Annotated in this window: 15 protein-coding genes; 10 read left to right on the top strand and 5 right to left on the bottom strand. The window is 65.9% G+C overall.

The window, feature by feature from the left end; all coding sequences use genetic code 11:
- Window positions 1–97 precede the first annotated feature (97 nt).
- Both NKJ07_RS00815 and NKJ07_RS00810 read left to right on the top strand, forming a co-directional pair.
- Window positions 98–535 (top strand): hypothetical protein, encoded by a 438-nt coding sequence (locus NKJ07_RS00815; RefSeq protein WP_318568719.1) that lies wholly within the window; start codon window positions 98–100, stop codon window positions 533–535.
- 79 nt (window positions 536–614) lie between these two features.
- Window positions 615–2,024, top strand: coding sequence for a PGF-pre-PGF domain-containing protein (locus tag NKJ07_RS00810; RefSeq protein WP_318568718.1), 1,410 nt, complete (start codon window positions 615–617; stop codon window positions 2,022–2,024).
- Window positions 2,025–2,118: 94 nt separating this feature from the next.
- On the opposite strand, the gene NKJ07_RS00805 is transcribed toward NKJ07_RS00810, so the two are convergent.
- Window positions 2,119–3,927 (bottom strand): sensor histidine kinase, encoded by a 1,809-nt coding sequence (locus NKJ07_RS00805; protein WP_318568717.1) that lies wholly within the window; start codon window positions 3,925–3,927, stop codon window positions 2,119–2,121.
- A gap of 231 nt (window positions 3,928–4,158) precedes the next feature.
- Here NKJ07_RS00805 and NKJ07_RS00800 point away from each other — a divergent pair, with 231 nt between their 5' ends.
- Window positions 4,159–4,728: a response regulator gene (locus NKJ07_RS00800; protein WP_318568716.1), complete on the top strand. Its 570-nt coding sequence runs from the start codon at window positions 4,159–4,161 to the stop codon at window positions 4,726–4,728.
- 27 nt (window positions 4,729–4,755) lie between these two features.
- Here NKJ07_RS00800 and NKJ07_RS00795 read toward each other — a convergent pair whose 3' ends face one another.
- Window positions 4,756–5,460 carry an alpha/beta fold hydrolase gene (locus tag NKJ07_RS00795; RefSeq protein WP_318568715.1) on the bottom strand — a complete coding sequence of 235 codons (705 nt, stop codon included), beginning with the start codon at window positions 5,458–5,460 and terminating at the stop codon, window positions 4,756–4,758.
- 569 nt (window positions 5,461–6,029) lie between these two features.
- On the opposite strand from NKJ07_RS00795, the gene NKJ07_RS00790 reads away from it, so the two are divergent.
- The 4 genes from NKJ07_RS00790 (at window position 6,030) to NKJ07_RS00775 (ending at window position 9,554) form a co-directional block, all read left to right on the top strand.
- The gene (locus tag NKJ07_RS00790) at window positions 6,030–6,308 is read left to right on the top strand and encodes an amphi-Trp domain-containing protein (protein ID WP_318568714.1); all 279 of its coding nucleotides are present in this window, start codon (window positions 6,030–6,032) and stop codon (window positions 6,306–6,308) included.
- Window positions 6,309–6,410: 102 nt separating this feature from the next.
- Window positions 6,411–7,856: a DUF58 domain-containing protein gene (locus NKJ07_RS00785; RefSeq protein WP_318568713.1), complete on the top strand. Its 1,446-nt coding sequence runs from the start codon at window positions 6,411–6,413 to the stop codon at window positions 7,854–7,856.
- Between the two features lie 85 nt (window positions 7,857–7,941).
- Window positions 7,942–8,556, top strand: a complete 615-nt coding sequence (locus NKJ07_RS00780) for a DUF8163 family membrane protein (RefSeq protein ID WP_318568712.1) — start codon at window positions 7,942–7,944, stop codon at window positions 8,554–8,556.
- The gene (locus tag NKJ07_RS00775) at window positions 8,553–9,554 is read left to right on the top strand and encodes a DUF7982 domain-containing protein (RefSeq protein ID WP_318568711.1); all 1,002 of its coding nucleotides are present in this window, start codon (window positions 8,553–8,555) and stop codon (window positions 9,552–9,554) included. The genes NKJ07_RS00780 and NKJ07_RS00775 overlap by 4 nt, the downstream gene beginning before the upstream one ends.
- 186 nt (window positions 9,555–9,740) lie before the next feature.
- Here NKJ07_RS00775 and NKJ07_RS00770 read toward each other — a convergent pair whose 3' ends face one another.
- A complete protein-coding gene (locus NKJ07_RS00770; protein WP_318568710.1) occupies window positions 9,741–10,820 on the bottom strand; it encodes an AAA family ATPase in 1,080 nt (359 codons plus the stop codon).
- 147 nt (window positions 10,821–10,967) lie between these two features.
- On the opposite strand from NKJ07_RS00770, the gene NKJ07_RS00765 reads away from it, so the two are divergent.
- The 3 genes from NKJ07_RS00765 (at window position 10,968) to NKJ07_RS00755 (ending at window position 14,573) form a co-directional block, all read left to right on the top strand.
- The gene (locus tag NKJ07_RS00765; RefSeq protein ID WP_318568709.1) at window positions 10,968–12,008 is read left to right on the top strand and encodes an NAD-dependent epimerase/dehydratase family protein; all 1,041 of its coding nucleotides are present in this window, start codon (window positions 10,968–10,970) and stop codon (window positions 12,006–12,008) included.
- Window positions 12,009–12,085: 77 nt separating this feature from the next.
- Window positions 12,086–13,144 carry a DUF1616 domain-containing protein gene (locus NKJ07_RS00760; protein WP_318568708.1) on the top strand — a complete coding sequence of 353 codons (1,059 nt, stop codon included), beginning with the start codon at window positions 12,086–12,088 and terminating at the stop codon, window positions 13,142–13,144.
- A 193-nt stretch (window positions 13,145–13,337) separates the two neighbouring features.
- Entirely contained in the window at window positions 13,338–14,573 is a 1,236-nt protein-coding gene (locus tag NKJ07_RS00755; RefSeq protein ID WP_318568707.1) for a glycosyltransferase family 2 protein, read from the top strand.
- 679 nt (window positions 14,574–15,252) lie between these two features.
- On the opposite strand, the gene NKJ07_RS00750 is transcribed toward NKJ07_RS00755, so the two are convergent.
- Window positions 15,253–18,090 (bottom strand): outer membrane protein assembly factor BamB family protein, encoded by a 2,838-nt coding sequence (locus NKJ07_RS00750; RefSeq protein WP_318568706.1) that lies wholly within the window; start codon window positions 18,088–18,090, stop codon window positions 15,253–15,255.
- The gene (locus NKJ07_RS00745; protein ID WP_318568705.1) at window positions 18,087–19,322 is read right to left on the bottom strand and encodes an outer membrane protein assembly factor BamB family protein; all 1,236 of its coding nucleotides are present in this window, start codon (window positions 19,320–19,322) and stop codon (window positions 18,087–18,089) included. Before NKJ07_RS00745 ends, NKJ07_RS00750 begins: the two co-directional genes overlap by 4 nt.
- Window positions 19,323–19,412 lie beyond the last annotated feature (90 nt).

The following is a 19,412-nucleotide window of genomic DNA, read 5'->3' as shown; positions in this document are numbered from 1 at the left end:
ACGGCTGTCCTCTAGATACTGAGGGTGTCGAGAATCATGGCTCCCTCAACACTGAGCAACTGTTCTCATCGCCGTCTCCGACCGAGCAGTAGATGTGATGATGGAAGACACCCACATCGCCGATGGAATCGCCCTCACACTGCTGCTGGTCGGCGTCGTTCTCACGAGCGGTGCGGCCGGTGTCGTGGGGTTCGCACCCGCGACGGCCCACGCGGACGGACCGAGTGGGCCACACGCGTCGGCGCTCGCGTTCCCGATCGATAACCTGACCGCCGCGACGGGCACCCCGCTGACCGTGCTGGACGGGAAGGGTAACGACCCGTTCCCGGCTGCGTTCCCGATCGACAACCTGTCCGTCATGTTCCCGATCAATAACGTGACCGTCCGCGCGGGTCCCTGGGACGTGCGAGACACCGACCCGATCGGCGTCGCGGGCGCCGCCGACGTGACCATCTCGTTCCGGATGCAGGACATGGACCCGTACGCGCTGTCGCGGGGTCCCGACGGACTCCCCCAGGACATGGACCCGTACTAGAGCCCGACTCGGAGACACTACGGCCGCTCTGGCAACCTATTTGTCGTATGTTAGCATACATCGACGAACGGCAACGATCATGAACCTACACGTCCCCGGGTGGACCGTACGGGTGCTCCTCGTGGTGGCGGTCGTGCTCTCGACCGCCGCGGTCGGGGTGGCAGTCCAGCCCACGCGCCAAGTCTCGCGGCAGGTCGACGCGACACCGGATATCGCGGTCCAGCCCGAGGTGCTCCGCTTCTCGAACGCGACGGACGAGTCGGACGCGCGGACGCTCTCGATACGGAACGTGGGCGACGCCCCGCTGACGATCGACGCGGTCGCGATCGTGGGGCCCGACCGGGCGTCGTTCGAGCGAGCGTTCGAGGGGCCGGTGACGCTCGGCCCGGGCGAGCGACAGAACGTCACCGTCACCTTCGACGCCCCGACCGCGCGCCCGCAGTTCGCGACGCTGCACATCCTGAGCACCGACCCGGACGAGCCACAACGGAACGTCTGGCTCACGAACACGCGGACGGTCGCGGACGTCTCGCCGTCGCGCGTGTTAGAGCGGAAGACGCTAGTGAACGCCACGATCACGGACGCCGAGGCGAACACGACGCAGTCGCTCAACATCTCGTGGCCGTTGACGCGCGACGACGTCGTCGCCGTCGACGCGCTCTCGTTCACGCCCGAACGTGCCGGATCCGTCACGCTCAGCGTGGCGACGAACGTGAGTCGGTTCGGCGACGTCCCCGCGTTCGCCCCCGCCGACGGAACGGAACCCGCGGGATACGTCCACGTCGATCACAGCATCGCGAACGAGGACGTCGGTAACGTCACGTTCCACGTCCGTGTCCGGAAAGACCGCCTGGCCGGGAACGAGACCGGCCCGGAGGACGTCGCGCTGTACCGTCACGAGGCGGGCGGGTGGGTCGAACTCCCGACCCGGTTCGTCGACGAGGGTGAGACGCACTACTTCTTCGAGGCGAGGGCACCCGGGCTCTCGGACTTCACGACGGGCGTCAAGCAGGCGAAGTTCCGCATCACCGACGCGCTCGTGACCGTCACACGGATCAGCACACACCAGGGGACCGAGGTCCGGGTCCGCGTGCGGAACGTCGGTGGCGCCGACGGCACGTACACGGTGAAACTGCTCCTCGAAGAGACCGTGGTGGACCGCACGGAGCTATCTATCGCCCCGAACGGGACCCGACAGGCCACCTTCGAGCGCTCCTTCGACGAGCCCGGGACGTATCAGGTGTACGTCAACGAGCGGTTCGTCGGGAACGTGACGGTCGAGTCCGGGGACACCGTGACGACGGGTGCATCCACACCGGGACGGACGGGAACCCCCCGAGCCGAGACCACGGACGACGCGCCCACGGCGCGTCCCGAGGCTGGTGGGACCACGAGCGGCGAGTCCGTCCCCGGACTCGGATTCGGGACGACTGCTGTCGCACTGCTCGTGGCGGCGCTCTCCGTCGCCGTCCGCCGTCGTCACCGGTAGTCCAGTTCGGTCCGATGCGATGCGGTCGATTCTCGGCCACAGCGGGCTGTTGACCACGGGTGACGGGGGAGCGCGGAGCCGATCTCTATCGTCTCTAGCGTCCTCCGGCCGGCCCCCCGTCCGAGTCGGGTGTCGCCGTCGTTGCAGCGACCCCCGGCAGCAGCAGTTCGACGACCGTCCCCCGAGGTGACGCGTCGTGGAACCGGAGATGGCCACCGGAACGGTCGACGACCCAGTGGGCCAACCAGAGACCGAGCCCGCTCGCGTGTTCGAGTTCCGTCTCGCGTCCCTCGGTGATCGCAGTTCGCTCTTGTTCGGGGAGACCGGGGCCGTTGTCGGCGACCGCGACGCGGACCCAGTGGTCGCTCTCGCTGTCGGCGACACCATCGTCCCGCGCAGGCTCGACGGCCTCACCACTGCGCTGGTCGGGCCCCTGGACGCCGTGATCGGCGGGGTCGGGCCGGGTCGAGTCTTCTATGCTCGTTCCGGGCTCACCCGTTCCGTCGACGACGGAGACGGTCACCTCGAGGTGCGGATCCTCGGCGTCGTTGTGCTGGCAGGCGTTCTCACAGACGCTCTCGATCGCCATCCGGAGCGAGGGGAGGGCGCGCACCCAGACGTCGTCCGGGAGCGACGTCTCGATAGCCACCGCCGGATACGCCTCGCGGAGGTCGGCGACGACATCGGAGACGATGTCGCTCACGTCGACCCGCGACGGCGTCTGGTCGTCCGCGAGGGCGGTCTCGATCTGACGCGCACGCTCGCTGAGATGCGTGAGCGTTCGGCCGGCGTCGCCGATAGACCGGGCCGCCCTGCGTATCTCGTCGTCGTCGGTGACGTCGGCGATGACGTCTGCGTACGTCAACAGGACCGTCAGCTGGTTCCGGAGGTTGTGCCGCACCACGCGGTACATGACTTCCAGTCGCTGTGTTCGTCGACGAAGCGCCGCCTGGCGCGCTCGGAGCGTCGCCGCAAGGTCGTTGAACCCGTCGCTGATCTGCTCCCACTCGGTGCCGCCACTGAGCGAGACGGTACGGTCGTACTCTCCAGCCCCGAGGTCGCCGAATCCTCCGAGGAGGCGCTCCGTCTGCCGAAGGCTCGCGGCGTACTGCCAGTAGCCGAACCCGGCCATTACCAGGAGGACGATCCCCAGCTGGCCGAGCTGAAACAGCCCCAGGCGACGGAGTCGGGCGTCGAGCGCCGAGCGGTCCCGAACGACCGTGACCGTCCACCCGGTCGCCTCGACGGTCGCGGACGCCTCAATCGACGCGGCGAACTGGCGGTCTCCCTCGCGGAGTTCCATCCCGTTCCCGACGACCCGAACGGTCTGTCTGCTCGTTTCTAGGGGCGGGAGTGCGCCGAAAACGGTCTGTGAGTCGAGATCGATCGCCCCCGCGAGCACGCCCGTGACCTCCCCGCCCTCGAAGATGGGCGTGCTGAACACGAGGACGTGCCTGTCGGCGCCGTCGACTGCCTCCCCCTCTCCCACGAACGAGCGTCCGTCGAGCGCCGCCCTGACGTAGGGCGCGGCGCTCCGGTTCGATCCGAGGACGGCTCGCCGCTGCTGAGCCGTGATGTCTCCGCGGAAGGCGATGACGGTCCCGTTCGCGGCGACGATCTGAGCGGCGTAGAACCGGGAGTTCACCAGCAACGCGTCGAGGAACGGGCCGCGCTGCTCGAACTGGCGTGCGCCCGGCCGGGACGCGACGAGTCCCAGGTAGTCCTGTCTGTCACGGATCGATGCGTCGATCTGCTCGGCCGTCAGGGTCGCTGTCTCGTCGACGTTCACGCGGGACTCCTCGACCGCGTCGCGCCGGTAGAAGTCCACGGCTGCGAGAACCGACCCACTCAGTACGAGTGTCACGACGATGAAGACGACCGCGAACTTCGTCCGGAGCCGCATGTGTCGAGTGTTGTCAAGGAGCACGATAAGGATTCACACTGGACCGGGCGCGGAAGCACACACCCACTCGAGGCGGACGCTCGCGGGGTCAGTCGTGGTTGACATCCTCCCCGCCCTAAAGGGCGAGGATTCCCCGAAGGGGATAGTAACGAACTCGAGCACGAGGCCGCTATTCGAGTTTCGCACGAAAGTATAACAGCTCCAGTGACGAACCCCGTTACGTGTGATACCATGGCACAGGAAAGGGAGGGAACGATTCTCGTCGTCGACGACGAACGCGAAGTCGTCGATGCGTACGCGCTCCGGTTACGGACGCGATACGGAGACGTCCGAACGGCGTACGGTGGCGAGCAAGCGCTCGCGGAGATGGACGAGTCGGTCGACGTGGTGCTGTTGGACCGTCGGATGCCCTACTCGGGCGACAAGGTGTTGAGAGACCTCCGAGACCAGGGGTACGACTGTCGGGTCATCATGGTGACTGCGGTCGACCCCGGGTTCGGAATCACCGACATGCCCTTCGACGATTACCTCTGCAAACCGATCGAGAAAGCGGACCTCTTCGCTGCTGTCGATCAGCAACTGGAGGCGGCGTCGTACGACGACCCACTCACGGCCTTCTTCAGTCTCACCGCGAAACTGGCCGTGCTCGAGGCCGAGCACGCGTCCGAACAGCTCGCGGAGTCCGGTGAGTACCTCCGGATGCAGCGGCGGAGCGATGAACTCCGCGAGGAACTCGCCGTCTCCGAGGAGAACTTCGCCGAGATGCGAGAGACGTTCACCGCGATCAACCGGGCCGGCTGAGGTCGACTCCCGAGGCATCCGCCTCGTTCATCCGAGGAGTGCTGTACACCGCTTCGGGTGATCCAGAAAGGGGATGTGTCCGGCGTCGACGGTCTCGAACCGGACATCCGAAATCAACGCGAGACCGTTGCGGACGTCATCGGGTCCACCCAGCGTGTCGTTCTCACCCCAGACGATCGTCGTGGGGGGCTGGATACTCCGTAACTCGTCTGGACTGAGCCTGACGGACGGACGCCATCCCCGTACCGAGACGAGCGCGTTGAACTCGCTGAATCCCGCCTCGGCCGATTTCGGCTCGGCTTCGTGGGCTGCGATCGCCCGAATGAACGCCGGATGGGCCCGGATCGCGTCGCGTTCTCCGAATGTTTCCGCGATATCGAGGACGCCTTCGTCACCCGACTTCTGCAGCCGCCGTATCACCCGATTGAGCACGGGAACTGTCAAGAGTCGAATACGAAACGGCGGATGCGTTCCCGGGAAGCCTACCACGGCTCCGATCAAGACGAGACGCCGAACCCGTGCCGGATGCATGAGTGCGAACAGTATCGCCGTCTGACCGCCCATGGAGTGCCCGACGAGATCGATCCGGTCGGCTTCCATCGTGTCGAGGACTTCCAGGAGGACATCGACGACGGTGCGTCGAACGTTGGCTTCAGTGTAGACAAACGCGTCGCTGAGACCGTACCCCGGTCGGTCGAACGCGATCATCCGACGGTCTTCGACCTGGGTCATGAGGGGAGCGAAGAACGCACCGAACGCAGCCGTGCCATGAACGAACACCACCGGCGGTTGGTCGTCGGGAGGTCCAGCCTCGACGACATGTATCCGTCCCGCCGGGCCGTCGACGAACCGTGACCTCGTGGCGATGTCGACAGCGTCGAAAAGGTCCCCCTGTGCTGTCTCGAAGTCGATCGGTACGGATCGACGTCCACCCCGACCGACTGGCGACCCTGCCCCTGACGACGGGGTCTTCGGTGACATGGTACTGCCTCGATCTACGCTAACAACCAACATAAACATTCGTTAAGATTGTTGGAGGGGTAGACGGTCGTCGTGGACCACCGACTGACTGGATCGGAGGGTCGGAAGACTGCTACTGCGCCTGCTCCCGTCGGAGTTCGCTGCGCGTGCACACTGTATCGTGCGTCCGAGGTTTTCATCTATTCGTTCGACGACGATTTCGACCGGTTCGACGACGTCTCCCGGCTGACGACGCCCGAAGACCCGTTCTCGTAGCCGCAAACACCCTCACTCGTCGAGCACACGGCAGGATCAATACTCTCGGGAGCGTAGATCGAGGGATGCCCGAAGAAACACTGTTCGAGTTCGAGCGGGACATGGAGACGGTCGAAGTGGCACAGTACCTCCGAACGGTCGCGGACCATCTCGAATCCGGCGACGAGTTCACCCTCGACTCCGGCGACCAGTCGGTGACACTCACTCCACCGGGGCGCGTCGAGTTCGAGGTCGAGGTCGAACGCGAGACGTCGAAGTCGGGCGACGCCGCGGAGATCGAGATCGAGTTCGAATTGGAGTGGGACGAGCACACGACCGATACTGGAGAGCTCACGATCGAGTAGCTGATCGGTCGATTGCGCGCCGGTGACGACGCCGAGATCCGGTTCTCAGTTCGGACTACCGGACCAACAGCTTGATTTTCGGGCGGATAAACTGGAAGACGAATGGAGTTCAGCCGGCGAGCAGTCGAAATCGGCGGCCTCGGGGTGGTGCTGGCGCTCTGTGCGGTGGCGTTCGCCCAGCCGCTGTTACTGTTCGGTGCCGCCGGCGTCGGTGCGTGGCTCCTCGGTCGACAGCGCGCGTTCGTCAGTGCGGCCGAGACGCTCGACCGAACGCTCGACATCCGGACGACGCCCGTCGAGCAGTCGACGTCGGTCGACAGCGAACTCACGGTCGTGGTCACGGTCGAACTCGACGAGCCGAGTTCGCTCTCGCTGGAGATCGAGCCGATGGGTCCCCTGGCAGCGACCGTGACACAGCGGTCGATCGCGACCCTCGGTCCGGCAGCGACGCAGGCCGAGCTGACCTATGCGGTGGAGTTCCACGTCGCCGGACAGCACGAACTCGCTCCCGTCAGGATTACGCTCAGCGACGAGCGTGGCCTCTTCGAGGAGACGATCGAGCGCGGGCCAGGAACGGAGGTGGTGGTCGGATCGCGCGGCCCCGCGCAACTCCACGTGGGACGGGGCGCGTCGAACGTGACCGAGGAGTTCGGCGAACTGAGCAGACAGACGACGGGCCGCGGCCTCGAACCACAGGAGGTGCGTGAGTACGTCCCCGGTGACATCGCGAAGAACATCGACTGGAACGTGACCGCGCGGAGCGGCGAACTCCACGTCCGAGAGTACGGTCGGGAGAACGACCGGCACGTACTGGTCATCTTGGATCAGCGCGAGGCGATGAGGGTCGGCCCGCCCGGCGAGACCAAACTCGACTACGCTAAGGAGGTAACGCTCGGCTACCTGAGGACCATCGAGTCCGTGTTCGACTCCGTCTCCCTGTACGGCGTCGACGACGACGCCGTCACGTCGCGATACCACTCCCGGTCGGCCGAAAAGGCAGCCGGGACGCTCCGCGGCCCGCTCTTCCAGCTCCAGTCGTCGGGGGCGCAGAGCGGGTCGACGGGGACGACGCGATCCTCGCGCTCGCGCGTGTCGAAGCTCCCTCCCGGTCGCACGACACGCCTCCGCGACGGGACCACGGCGTTCGAGCGGAAACTCGGGCCGTACTTCGACTCGCACGGCCGCATCGAGACGAATCGTGACGATCCGATCCAGGGGGCGATTCACCGCGAACGCGTCGCGACTGACAAGGAGTTCAGCGTGGTCGTGCTCACGGACGACACGGAGCCGAAACGCGTCTGGGATCTCGTCCGATCCACGGGCAGAACCATCGAGGAGATCACACTGTTTCTCACCCCGCACGTGCTGTTCGAGCCCGGAGGACTGGACGACCTCGAAACCGCGTACGAGCGCTATCTCGAGTTCGAGGAGTTCAGACGAGAACTGGACCAGTTCCCCAATGTCTCGGCGTTCGAGGTCGGCCCGCGTGACCGGTTCGACGCCGTGCTCAGATCCCAACGGATGCGACGAAACGACGGTCACGAATGAGGAGACCGGACAGTGGCTCCGTCTCACGCGAAAAAAGTAATAGGAGTGTTTATTCATCTGGCACGAGAGGTCACAGTCGAGATCGATGTCGCTTCGTACCGGGAGTGATCGACTCCGTCTCCCCGAATGGTCGGCGCTCTCTCTCGAGCCGCGCCCGCTCGCGGACTGGACGTTGCTTGGGCTCTTCGGCGTGGTGCTCACGACCGCCGTGTTTCTCCTCGTCGGGGGGCTCGTCGGCGTGTTCCTGACGATCGGGCTCGTCGTTACGTGGATGTACCTCCCGACCGTGTACAGCTACGCCCTCGGGCACGTCTTCGCACTCGGCGCGACGGCGCGTGCGTTCACGGTCGTCGAACTGCTCTTCGTCGAACTCGGATTGATCTGCGTCCTGCTCGGCCCCTTCACCCGCGCGACGCTCACCGACCGGGGATCGATCGCCCGGTCGACGCTCGGGTTCGGATTCACCCTCTTCGGCGTCATCGTCGTCGGACTCGCCTTCGCCGACCGGCTGTGGATCACGACCGTCTTGATTCTCCTGGCGGGTGGCGCGCTCGTCTACGGGCTGCATCGGTACGAACTCGCCTCGCTCGGGCTCGTCAGCGATGACGACGAACTCGGGACCGTGACCGGAGGCGCTGCCGGGCGTGGACGCGATGACACGCCGGCCGAGACGACAGACCGAGGGGGGAACCCGACGTGAGCGAGACCGAGCGTGAGGTCGCGAGCGGCGAGTCGGAACAGACGGACGCACAGCCGGACATCAGCCTCGACGAGCCAGTCTCCGAGCGAGACCAGATGGCCATGGCGTCCGAACGAGTTCAGCAGCTCCGCGCGGAGAACGGGCGGCTCAGGCGCGAATATCAGCACGCGAAACGCGTCGAATACGGCCGGACGGCGATCGGCCTCGCCGCGGTCGGAGTCGTCGCGGTCGGGGGTGCAGCCCTCTTCCCGAGCGTTCGTGAAGTGCTTCTCATCATCGGGAGCATCGGCCTGTTTTCGGCCGTGCTCACGCGCTTTCTCACGCCGGAGCGCTTCCTGCCCGTCGACGTGGCCGAGGGGATCTACGACTCGGTCGACGAGACCCGTGGGGCGCTCGTCGCCGAACTGGAACTCGTCGGTGACGCGCAGTACGTCCCGACCGAGGGTCCAGGGGTTCGGCTGTACGTTCCACAGCGCGAGGCGGCGTCGCTTCCCGACTCGGCGGACCTCCAGTCGACGCTCGTAGTGCCCGAAGACGACGACCGCCGCGGCGTCGCCTTCTCTCCCTCGGGCAAGACGTTGTTCCGGGAGTTTCGGCGAACCCTCAGTGGATCTCTCGGTGATACCCCTCGGTCGGCCGCGAGGCAACTCGCCGAAGGCGCGTCGGAGGGACTCGAACTGGTCGACAGCGCGAACGTCGAGGTCGACACCGCGGGACAGCGGGTCACGATGCGGCTCTCGGGCGTGCCGTTCGGTGCCGTCGACCGGATGGATCACCCCATCGTGTCGTTCGTCGGCGTCGGCCTGGCAACGGGGTTACAGACCGCGGTGTCCGTGGCTGACGCGCGGCGCGACGGCGACGAGTCGGTCGTGACGTTCACCTGGGACGGGGAGCTCGAGACCGAGCGTGGCGACGCGGAGACAGAAGTGGGCAGCGACGACGACGCGACAGAAGTGGGCAACGACGACGACGCGACACCAGAGGGCGAACCCCGATAACGACGACATGTCCGTGCTTGACGCGGTGGGGGGGACTCCCTGCGTGCCCGTCGAGCACTCTCTGATCGACGCTGTGTGTCGGTCGGCTCGTCTCACCATCCGTACAGAGGTCGTCAAGCGAAGCACTGCGTGTTCGCGTCGGGGTGAAAAAGAGAGTGGCCTGCTCGAGACCGGCCAGCGACTCACTTAGTCGTGCTGTTGCTGGTCGTCGGAATCATTGAACTCTCGCTCCTCGTCGACGTCTCCGCCATCGCTGACGGCCGAGTCCTCGAAGATGATGTCGGAGTCGCCGTCGATCTCCGCCTCCGGGTCGGCGCTGATCCGGCTCCCGGGCGTCTCGATCTCGTCGACGAGTTCTTCGACGACGTCACGCGGCGTCCGACCGCTGAACTCCGCGTCGGCTTCGAGGACCAGCCGATGCGCGAGAACGGGCTTCGACAGCGATTTTACGTCGTCCGGGATGACGTACTCTCGACCACGGATCGCCGCCTTGGCTTTCGCCCCGTTGAGGAACGCGAGGGTGGCCCGCGGCGAGACACCATGTTCGATGAGTGAGTGATCGCGCGTCGTCTCGACGATGTCGAGGACGTACTCTCTGATCTTCTCGTCGACGTACACCCGACTGACCGTCTGTTGGGCGTCGTGGATGACCTCCGAGGAGACGACTGGAGTGACGTCTTCCGGCGTGAGATCCGGCTCCGCGTTGAACCGATCGAACAGTTCGCGCTCGTCTTCACGCTCCGGGAGTCCGACCTGGAGCTTGAACTGAAAGCGATCACGCTGGGCGATCGGGAGTTTGTACGTGCCTTCGGTCTCGATCGGGTTCTGGGTCGCGATCAGGAGGAAAGGACTCGGAAGCGGTGTCGTCTCCGAGGCGACCGTCACCATCTGCTCTTGCATCGCTTCGAGGAGGGCACTCTGCGTCTTCGGCGTCGCGCGGTTGATCTCGTCGGCGAGCACGACGTTCGCGAACACCGGGCCTTTCTGGAACGTGAACTCGCCCGTCTCTTCGCGGTACACCTGCGTGCCCGTGACGTCGCTCGGGAGCAGGTCGGGCATGAGCTGGATCCGGCTGTACTCGAGATCCGTCAGACTCGCGAACAGTCGGGCGATCGTCGTTTTGGCCACCCCGGGTGGCCCCTCCAACAACACGTGTCCTTTCGTCAGTGTGGCGATGAGGACGTGTTCGAGGACGTCTTGGTTACCGATGAGTACCGCCCCAGCCTCATCGCGAATGGCCTCGAACACCTCCGCCGGTGTAACCATTGCCACACGTTTCGGGTCCTGATACTTAAATTAATTTTGTACTATCGGTGGATCACCCCAACACCCTCGCCCTCATATGGGCCGCATCTCGAACAGGACGGTCCCAGGCTAGGCACGTTCAAGTGTCGCTGGGTGTAGCGTGAGAACGTGTCATTACATCTCGTCACTGGTGGGGCTGGCTTCGTCGGGAGTCACACTGCCGAGTACCTCCTCGACAGTGGAGAAGACGTCCGTCTGTTCGATCTGGCACCGCCGTCGATACCCGGAACCGATCTCGAAGACCGCGTCGACTACGTCCGCGGCGACGTCCGCGACGTCGGTGCCCTTCGAGAGGCGCTGCACGGTGTCGACTACGTCCACCACAACGTCGCGCTCGTCCCGCTCACGAAAGCCGGCCGGGAGTTCTGGGAGGTGAACGTCAGGGGGACGGCGAACGTCATGCGTCTGGCCGGCGAGGAAGGCGTCAACGGCGTCGTTCACGTCTCCTCGAGCGCGGTGTACGATCTCTCGTCGATGCCGGTCACCGAAGAGACACCCGTGAACCCCATCGGGCAGTACGGCATGTCCAAACTCGCGGCCGACCAGGTGGCCTTGGAACACGCGGCCAAAGGGGTCCCGATCAACATCATCCGGCCGCGGACCGTGGTCGACGAACGCCGAGCCGGGATCTACCAGATCCTCTTCGACTGGATGGACCGCGACGCGCGGGTGTACATGCTCGGCGACGGCGAGAACCTGTTCCAGCTGGTGAGCGCGCGCGACCTCGCGGACGCGTCACTCCGCGCCGCAGAGACCGACGTGACAGGCGAGATATTCAACATCGGCAACGCCGACTACACGACGCTCGGTGAGGACCTCGAACACGTCATCGACTACGCGGGGTCGAACTCGACGATCCAGTGGATCCCGGCGACTCCCGCGAGCCTCGTGCTCCAGGCGATGGATAAACTCCGCCTCTCGCCGCTCGCCCCGTGGCACTACAAGACGGTCCACCGGCCGTACTACTTCGACATCTCGAAGGCCCGGGACGTCCTCGGGTGGAACCCCGTCGACAGCAACTTCGACGTGTTCGAGCGCGCGTACGACTGGTACGCGTCGAACGACATCCAGAACGTCTCGGACCACGGGAGCGCGCACCGAACCGCACCCAAACAGCAGGCGTTACGACTGCTGCGGAAGGTCTCGTAGGCCTTCGCTACTCTTTCAGCCCGCGAAACACTCCACTCAACCGACTGATTTTTGAGTCGTGGCCGATTCGATGAGGTATGGCCCCCGATGCTCGGTGGCGTCTCATGGTCCCCCGGTGGGCGCGACGCATGCCCGCTGATCTCGCCGCCATCGTCGGTCTCACGCTCTTGACGATCGGCGCCGTGTTTCTCCCGTTCGTTCAGGAGACACCGCTGCGTGTCGTCGTCGGCCTCCCGTTCGTGCTGTTCGTCCCCGGCTACGCGCTCGTCGCCGCGTTGTTCCCCGAGCGCGGGCCCCCCGAGGACACCGACGAAGCGGAGCTCGACTCCGCCGAAGGGGGGATCACGGGTCTCGAACGGGTCGCGCTCTCGTTCGGTGTGTCGATCGCCGTCGTCCCGCTCGTCGGGCTCGTCCTCAACTTCACGCCCTGGGGAATCCGGCTCGTCCCGATCGTCGTCTCGCTCACGGGACTCGTGGTGGGACTCGTCGTCATCGCCGCCCGCCGCCGAGCCGAGCTCGACCCGGATCGGCGCTTTCGCGTGCCGTGGCGAGCCTGGCTGACGAGTGCCCGCGGCGAGCTATTCGAGCCCGACACCCGCACGGACGCCGCCCTCAACGTGTTGCTCGTGGTTTCGATACTCCTCGCAGTGAGCAGCGTGGGCTACGCGGTCGCGGTCCCACAACAGGGCGAGTCGTTCAGTGAGTTCTACCTCCTGACCGAGGGCCCGGACGGCGAGTTGGTCGCCGACGACTACCCGACGGAGTTCAGCCCTGGACAGGGACAGGAACTGGTCGTGGGGATCGGCAACCAGGAACACGAGAACGTCGACTACACCGTCCTCGTCGAGATTCACGAGGTGCAGGTGCAGAACAACTCGACACGGCTCATCGAGCGAGAGGAACTCCGGCAGTTCGATCCCAGCCTCGCGCACAACGAGACGTGGCAGCAGCCCCACACCGTCACCCCGACGATGACCGGCGAGCGGCTACGCCTGACCTACCTCTTGTACCGTGGCGCGCCACCGCAGACGCCGACGACCGACAACGCCTACCGCGAACTCCACCTCTGGGTGAACGTCACACAGGAAGGGGGCGCGACCGCGAACGTTCGGCCGGTGGCGCCAGCCTCGTCGTAGGACGAGGCATGCTGGGAGCTTAATCAGACGTTACCAGGATCCCGCCGAGTATCAACTGTTTGTTGATCGTATTATTCCTAATATCATTCTGTCCTTCGGAACAGTAAGCACTATATGTTCGCTCTATGACTTTACATGTAGAAATGAGTGTAGAGGTCCTGAGAAGCGACATATCTCCCATTATTGTACATTAATGTCAACTGAAAGACAAGCTAGCGAGCCGCTACCAGGATCCGATTCGTTAACCAACGGTGAGGCGGCGGCGTCTCACAAGTCAGGTGACGAACTCCTGCTCACGGCCGACAGCGAGGAGATACCCGTGCTCTCAGTGGTGATGCCCACACTGAACGAAGAAGACGGCATCGCCGAATGTATCGAGCGGATCAAGAACGCCCTGGAGGAAATGCAGGTGTACGGCGAGATCATCGTCTCGGACGACTCCACCGATCGGACGCCCGAGATCGCCGAGGAGATGGGAGCCCGAGTGGTCCATCCGGACGGGAAGGGATACGGCTACGCGTATCTCTACGCCTTCGACAAGGTCCGCGGCCAGATCATGGCGATGGGCGACGCGGACACGACGTACGACTTCGAGGAGCTCCCCAAGCTCTTCCGCTTGGTGGAGTCCGGTGAAGCGGACATGGCGATGGGATCGCGTCTCGGGGGCGAGATCAAGTCCGGGGCGATGCCCCCGCTCCACCAGTACATCGGTAACCCGTTCCTCACGAGGTTTCTGAACTTCTTCTACGGCGCTGGTGTCTCTGATGCACACTCGGGCATGCGCGTGTTCACCCGGGACGCGTACGAGCGGATGGATCTGAAGACGACCGGGATGGAGTTCGCCTCCGAGATGATCATGGAAGCGGGCGCTCGTGATCTGACGATCAAAGAGCTCCCTATCACCTACCATCCCCGCGAGGGTGAGGCGACGCTCGACTCGTTCCACGACGGCTGGCGACACGTCAGGTTCATGCTCGTCAACGCGCCCGGGTATCTGTTCTCGGGGCCGGGGGTGATTCTGGCGGCGACCGGCCTGCTGGTGATGCTTCTCGCCCTCACGAACGCGTCACTGGGCGGGCTGAATCTCGGTGTCAACTCGATGGTCGCCGGGAGTCTGTTCACCTTGGTTGGCTCGCAGGTCTCCTGTTTCGGTGCGTTCGCGACGCTGGCCGGCGAGCCGATTCGCGAGGCAAACGACCCGATCAGCAGGATGCTCCAAGGGACGGTTCGCCTCGAACACGGTGCGACTGCCGGGCTCGTCCTGTTCGTGATCGGTGCGAGCTACTTGGCGTACGTCGTCTTCGAGTGGGCCGCGGTCGGCTATTCGGCCGTGCCGTTCACCAAGTTCAACGTCGCCGCCCTCACGCTCGTCGTCTTGGGCGTCCAACTGGTGTTCACGTCGTTCTTCCTCAGCGTCATTGCGGACTGAGGCTGAACGAGATTCGAGTCGACTACGCGGCCGACGCCCTCTCGGAGGGCGGGCCGGTACCCCACGACTGAAGCCCTTCTCTTACCCACAGATCGAGCCGCCAGTATGGGATACACTGTCCGGCGACTGAGAGCGAAAGAAGCGGTATGTGTGGAATCCCTGCGGAGAGGAAACGATCATGGATCGCCGAGCGAGCCCATATTCGACCATCTCTGTGGCTACCAGCTGCGGTAATGTTTGGCGCACGCCGACATCAATCACGAGTGGTCGAAGTCCCTCGCGTCGTATCTCGTCGTGATCCACTCGGTCAATACGGGTGAATCCGGTTTTTATATTACAGAACAACTGTTCTACTTTGTGAATACTTGGTCTGTGCGTATTTTTACATGCAGTAACCACAATATCTAATCATTCCGCAAATCATTGATACCTCTCCCCACTTGCTCTCTTCGAGCCGATGTCACCGGCGAGACCGCCTGAAACGCGACGCTGGAGTTCCACGAACGGATGGGTAAGAGACAGGGCTAGAGCCGTGGACTTCCTCCTTGAATCTCTGTGATGGAGGACAGCAACGACGACGAGATCCCCCAGCGGGTTCTCGCGTGGTCCTCGTCAGCCGACCGGGTGTCGAGAGTACCAGTCCAGGGCGACTCGCCCGAGAACCCACACCCCGGAGGCCTCACTCGTCGCTCGAGGGGTCCATCGCGTCGATGAGTCGCTCGCGGAACTCCGCAGGCGTTTCGAACCGCGCCTCCGGATCGACGGCCATCGCGCGTTCGATGATCTCGTCGACCGCAGGGAGGAGCGTTCGTTCGATCTCGGTCGGTGCCGCGAGGTCGCCGTCGCGGATCGCGTCTCGCGGCTCGTCGGCGTCCGCGAACGGGGCGGTTCCGGTCAGTACGTGGTAGGTCACGGCACCGAGCCGGTACACCTCGGTCGCCGGACCCGCGGACTCCCCGTCGAGCTGTTCGGGTGCCGTGTACGGCGTGGCCGGTCGATCGCCGACCGCCTCCGCGACGGCCGATCGGAGCCCCCAGTCGGCCAGTGTCACGCGGAGATCGTCCTCTTCGCCGGTTGTCAGGCAGACGGCCCCGGGGGAGAGACTGGTGTGTGCACCCGAATCGTCGGCCTGGACGGCCTCTGTGAGGCCGAGGACGACGTCCGTCCGGTACGACCTGTCGAGGCTGTCGACGGTCTCCACCAGCCGAGCGGTCCCGGGATCGAACGCGATCCACGGACGGGGCTGCTCGCCGGAGTCGGACACCGTCGCGACGCGAGCGTCCTCGTTGAGGGCACGCCAGCGTTGGGCTGCCTCGACGAAGGCGGCCACTGCGTCGTCGTCGGTCGCGAACTCCGGCGCGAGTGCGAAGAGCAGACAGGGCTCCTCGTCGTCCCCTTCCACGAGCCGCCCCTCGTAGGTGTGGACCGGCGCGTCCAGTTCGACCGGGGCGGCCGACGCGAGCTTCGGGCAGTCCGCGACCAGTTCCGACGCCGGCGTGGGTTCGTCCGTCCCGTCCGTCCCGTCTGTCGTCTCCGTCTCGGAGTCGTCGCTATCCTGTCGGCCCGAATCGCCGTTCCCCGTCCCTCCGGCTGGCTCGGCGTCGTCGACGGCTCGTTCGTCACGCGAGGAGCCACCGAAGGGACCGAGCGAGGCGAACCGCGCGACGGAGACGCCGGCCAGGAGGGCGGACGCGGCCCAAAAGCCCATGTCGTAGAGTGTGGGGAACAGGGGGGTGCTCCCCACGTACTGGACCCAGCCGTAGCTGGTCACGACGACGCCGTACCCGATCGCCCCGATCGCCACGGTCGGGCGGCCGGCCCGGCGTCCGAGGAGCGCACTCCCGCAGAGCCCGGCGAGCAGGCCGGCCGTGGTCCCCAGGGCGATCAGCGCGCTGTCCGCTCGGACGGGGAGCGACCCGTCGAGCAGCGAGACGACGTTGACTGCCCCGAAACACAGCCAGGAGACGAGCACTAACCACAGCGCGGTTCCATCGAGACGCGTCGTCCGCGACGCGGCCTCGACGCCGCTCCGGCGCGCGTGGAGGTAGCCGCCGAGCGAGCCCCCGCCGACGATCCCCGCGACGACACCCCCCTGCCACAGCGGAGATAAGGTGCCCGATCCCAGCGCCTCCCCCCGTGCAGGGGGCGTGATGACGGTCCGCGTCGTCTCGGTCGCTCCGGTGTCCGTGGTGAGCCGGAGCGTAATCACGGGGTTCGCCTCGGCGGTCGACTCCGTGAGCCGTATCTCCTCTCCCGTCCGGTCGAACCCGGCGTCTTCGCCCACCGCCCACTCGTAGCGGACGACCTCGCCCGTGCCGACGCTCGACTCCGACGCCGAGAGGACGACCGACTCGCCGCGTCGCTCGGTCACGATCCGGCCGGTGATCGTAGCAGACGGCGACGGCGTCTCGACCGCGGAGGCGTCGTCGACGACGCGGACGCTGTCTTCGGTCGCCGTGTACAGTCGGCCGTCGACGAGCGCTGGCGTCCAGTACGCGCCCCCGTCGTCGATCCACCGTTCCTCCCCCGAGGCCGCGTCCACGGCGTGGAGGCTCTCACCCGTTCCGACGAAGACGGTGTCGTCCGTGACGACCGGACTGTTCCAGTAGACGTCGTTCCCGAGGTCGTGCTCCCACTCCACCGCGCCGGTGGCGGGGTCGAACGCCCAGAGCGAGCCGACGCCGGAGACGTAGACGCGATCGCCGTCGACGGCGGGCGAGCAGTCGACGCGGTCGGCGAACGAGTGGCGCCACCGTTCGGAGCCATCGGTCGCCAGCGCGTAGAGGTTCCCCTCGACATCGACGCCGTAGACGCCGCGTTCGCCGACAGCCGGGCTCGGGTACACGTAGGTTCCAGTGCCGAACTGCCAGGTTCGCCTCCCTGTCGCCAGGTCGACCGCGGTGATCCCCCGGTTCGTCCCGACAAACGCTTGCCGGCCGTCGCTGCTGGGGGGACCGGTTGCGGTCGCGATCGGCGTCGTCCACTGCTGGGTCCCCGTCGACGGGTCGAACGACCTGATCGTCTCGGCGACGGCCAGCAGTCGGCCGTCGACCAACGTCGGCCCGGAGACGACGGGCGCGTCGAACCGAGCGGACCACACCTCGTCGCCCGAGCTCGCGTCGAGTGCGGACAGCGTCCGGTTCTCCGAGCCGACGTAGACGTGTTCGTCGTCGACCGCCACCGCTGACCGGATCCGGTCGCCGACGTCTGCGGTCCAGACCGTCGCGCCCGACTCCCGCTGGAGCGCGTAGAGGCGTCCGTCGAGTGTCCCGACGTACACGCGCTGGGCGTCCACCACGGCCGCGCCTCTCTGGGCGACACGGCCGACCGGCTTCGTCCACGCCTCCGACGGATCGCGTGGCCCCTCGCGGGACGGGACGAATCCGCTGTTCGCCGCGTCGAACTGATACTGGGGCCACCGACCGGTGGACCCCGCCTGTCCCGCGGCGGTGTCAGCCGCGGCGATGCCGGCCGTCAGCGCCACACCCTGGAGCACCGCCCGCCGAGTCAGCCTCACGACGGATCACTCCACCAGTGGGCGACGCCGGCGACCGCGAGGCCGGCGGCGACGCCGATCCCCATCCCGACTCGGTCCCGTTCGCGTATCGGCCCCGGTTCCAGCGCGATCGTCCGGTCCTCGCCGTTCACGATGAGTCGGCGTCCGTCGTAGGCGAACGTCTGTTTGTACACCCTCGTGGGCCAGTCGAACACCGGCGCGAGCCAGGTCGACGACAGGGTCTCACCCGTGTGGACGTCGAACGAGACGATCCGGTCGCCGCACAGCGCCAGCACCGTCCCCGGTGTGGCTCCGACGGACGTGATCGACACGCCGTCTGCCCCCGACGGCCCGAACTCCCGGATGACCGTTCCGTCGGTGACGTCGAACTGGACGAGTCGCTCCGCGGTGCGCGGCCCGCCAGCGACCTGCTGGACGACGGTTCCGTTGACCACCGTCGGAGCCTGATACAGCTCGCTGAACCGGTCGGTGTACCGCCACAGTTCCGCTCCGGTCGCCGCGTCGAGCGCGATCAGGCCGTCGACCCCCGGAATAAACAGCCGTCCGTCCGCGAAGACGAACGTCGCCGGCTGGACCCACTCCTCGTCGAGGAGATCGTCGTTCTCCCACAACACGGTGCCCGAGTCGGCGTCGTACGCCCGCGCCACGCGCGCGCTCCCGCGATAGATCCGTCCGTCGCCGACGGTCGGCGCGACGTACGAGTCGGCTGGGAACTCGGCCTGGACCGACCCGTCGTTGATGTCGATACCGGCCGTGCGGGTGTACAGCACGCCGTCCGACAGGACCGGATCCCACTCTGCGGGTCGGTCCGTCTGCCACTGTTCCCGCCCGCGCGTGTCGTAGGCCACCATCCCGTCGTCCGTCGGCAACACGATACGGTCGTCTCCGACGACGGGTGTGTGGCACTGCCCGCTCAGATCCGACCGACTCCACACGGACTCACCCGTCGTGCGGTCCACCGCGGCCAGCACGCCCGCGTTCTGCGCGATGTAGACGCGGTCCGCATCGAAGACCGGAGCCGGCGGCCTGTTGACCGTCCGGCGACTCCACTCGTGTGACCACGCGACGGCGAGCGTCTCGCCGAGCGTGTTCCGCTGGGGGAACGTGTTCGTGCGCCCCGCGTCGCCGCGGTGCATCGACCACTGCCGCCCGTCGCTTCCGGCCGCCGGCGGGGACGACTTCGAAAGAGCACTGCCGAAGCCGAGCGACGCGAGGAATTCCCGCCGGAGCATCTCTAAAGAACTGTTCGCCAGTCCAGAAATTTCAAACTTCCGGATTGTCGGGCGTTGAGCAACCCGCCGCGGGGTCGCCAGTCATGCGTG

The organism is Salinigranum marinum (assembly GCF_024228675.1).
GTDB classification, from domain to species: domain Archaea; phylum Halobacteriota; class Halobacteria; order Halobacteriales; family Haloferacaceae; genus Salinigranum; species Salinigranum marinum.
Note: the sequence above shows the minus strand (reverse complement) of the source record. Positions and strands in the feature narration are given on the sequence as shown.

What these genes read in the sequence shown, in the direction of transcription:
- NKJ07_RS00760 (WP_318568708.1), top strand. Translation starts at nt 12,086, where the DNA reads ATGGCCCCCGATGCTCGGTGGCGTCTCATGGTCCCCCGGTGGGCGCGA.
- NKJ07_RS00800 (WP_318568716.1), top strand. Translation starts at nt 4,159, where the DNA reads ATGGCACAGGAAAGGGAGGGAACGATTCTCGTCGTCGACGACGAACGC.
- NKJ07_RS00780 (WP_318568712.1), top strand. Translation starts at nt 7,942, where the DNA reads ATGTCGCTTCGTACCGGGAGTGATCGACTCCGTCTCCCCGAATGGTCG.
- NKJ07_RS00755 (WP_318568707.1), top strand. Translation starts at nt 13,338, where the DNA reads ATGTCAACTGAAAGACAAGCTAGCGAGCCGCTACCAGGATCCGATTCG.
- NKJ07_RS00795 (WP_318568715.1), bottom strand. Translation starts at nt 5,460, where the DNA reads ATGACCCAGGTCGAAGACCGTCGGATGATCGCGTTCGACCGACCGGGG.
- NKJ07_RS00790 (WP_318568714.1), top strand. Translation starts at nt 6,030, where the DNA reads ATGCCCGAAGAAACACTGTTCGAGTTCGAGCGGGACATGGAGACGGTC.
- NKJ07_RS00815 (WP_318568719.1), top strand. Translation starts at nt 98, where the DNA reads ATGATGGAAGACACCCACATCGCCGATGGAATCGCCCTCACACTGCTG.
- NKJ07_RS00745 (WP_318568705.1), bottom strand. Translation starts at nt 19,322, where the DNA reads ATGCTCCGGCGGGAATTCCTCGCGTCGCTCGGCTTCGGCAGTGCTCTT.
- NKJ07_RS00810 (WP_318568718.1), top strand. Translation starts at nt 615, where the DNA reads ATGAACCTACACGTCCCCGGGTGGACCGTACGGGTGCTCCTCGTGGTG.
- NKJ07_RS00785 (WP_318568713.1), top strand. Translation starts at nt 6,411, where the DNA reads ATGGAGTTCAGCCGGCGAGCAGTCGAAATCGGCGGCCTCGGGGTGGTG.
- NKJ07_RS00770 (WP_318568710.1), bottom strand. Translation starts at nt 10,820, where the DNA reads ATGGTTACACCGGCGGAGGTGTTCGAGGCCATTCGCGATGAGGCTGGG.
- NKJ07_RS00805 (WP_318568717.1), bottom strand. Translation starts at nt 3,927, where the DNA reads ATGCGGCTCCGGACGAAGTTCGCGGTCGTCTTCATCGTCGTGACACTC.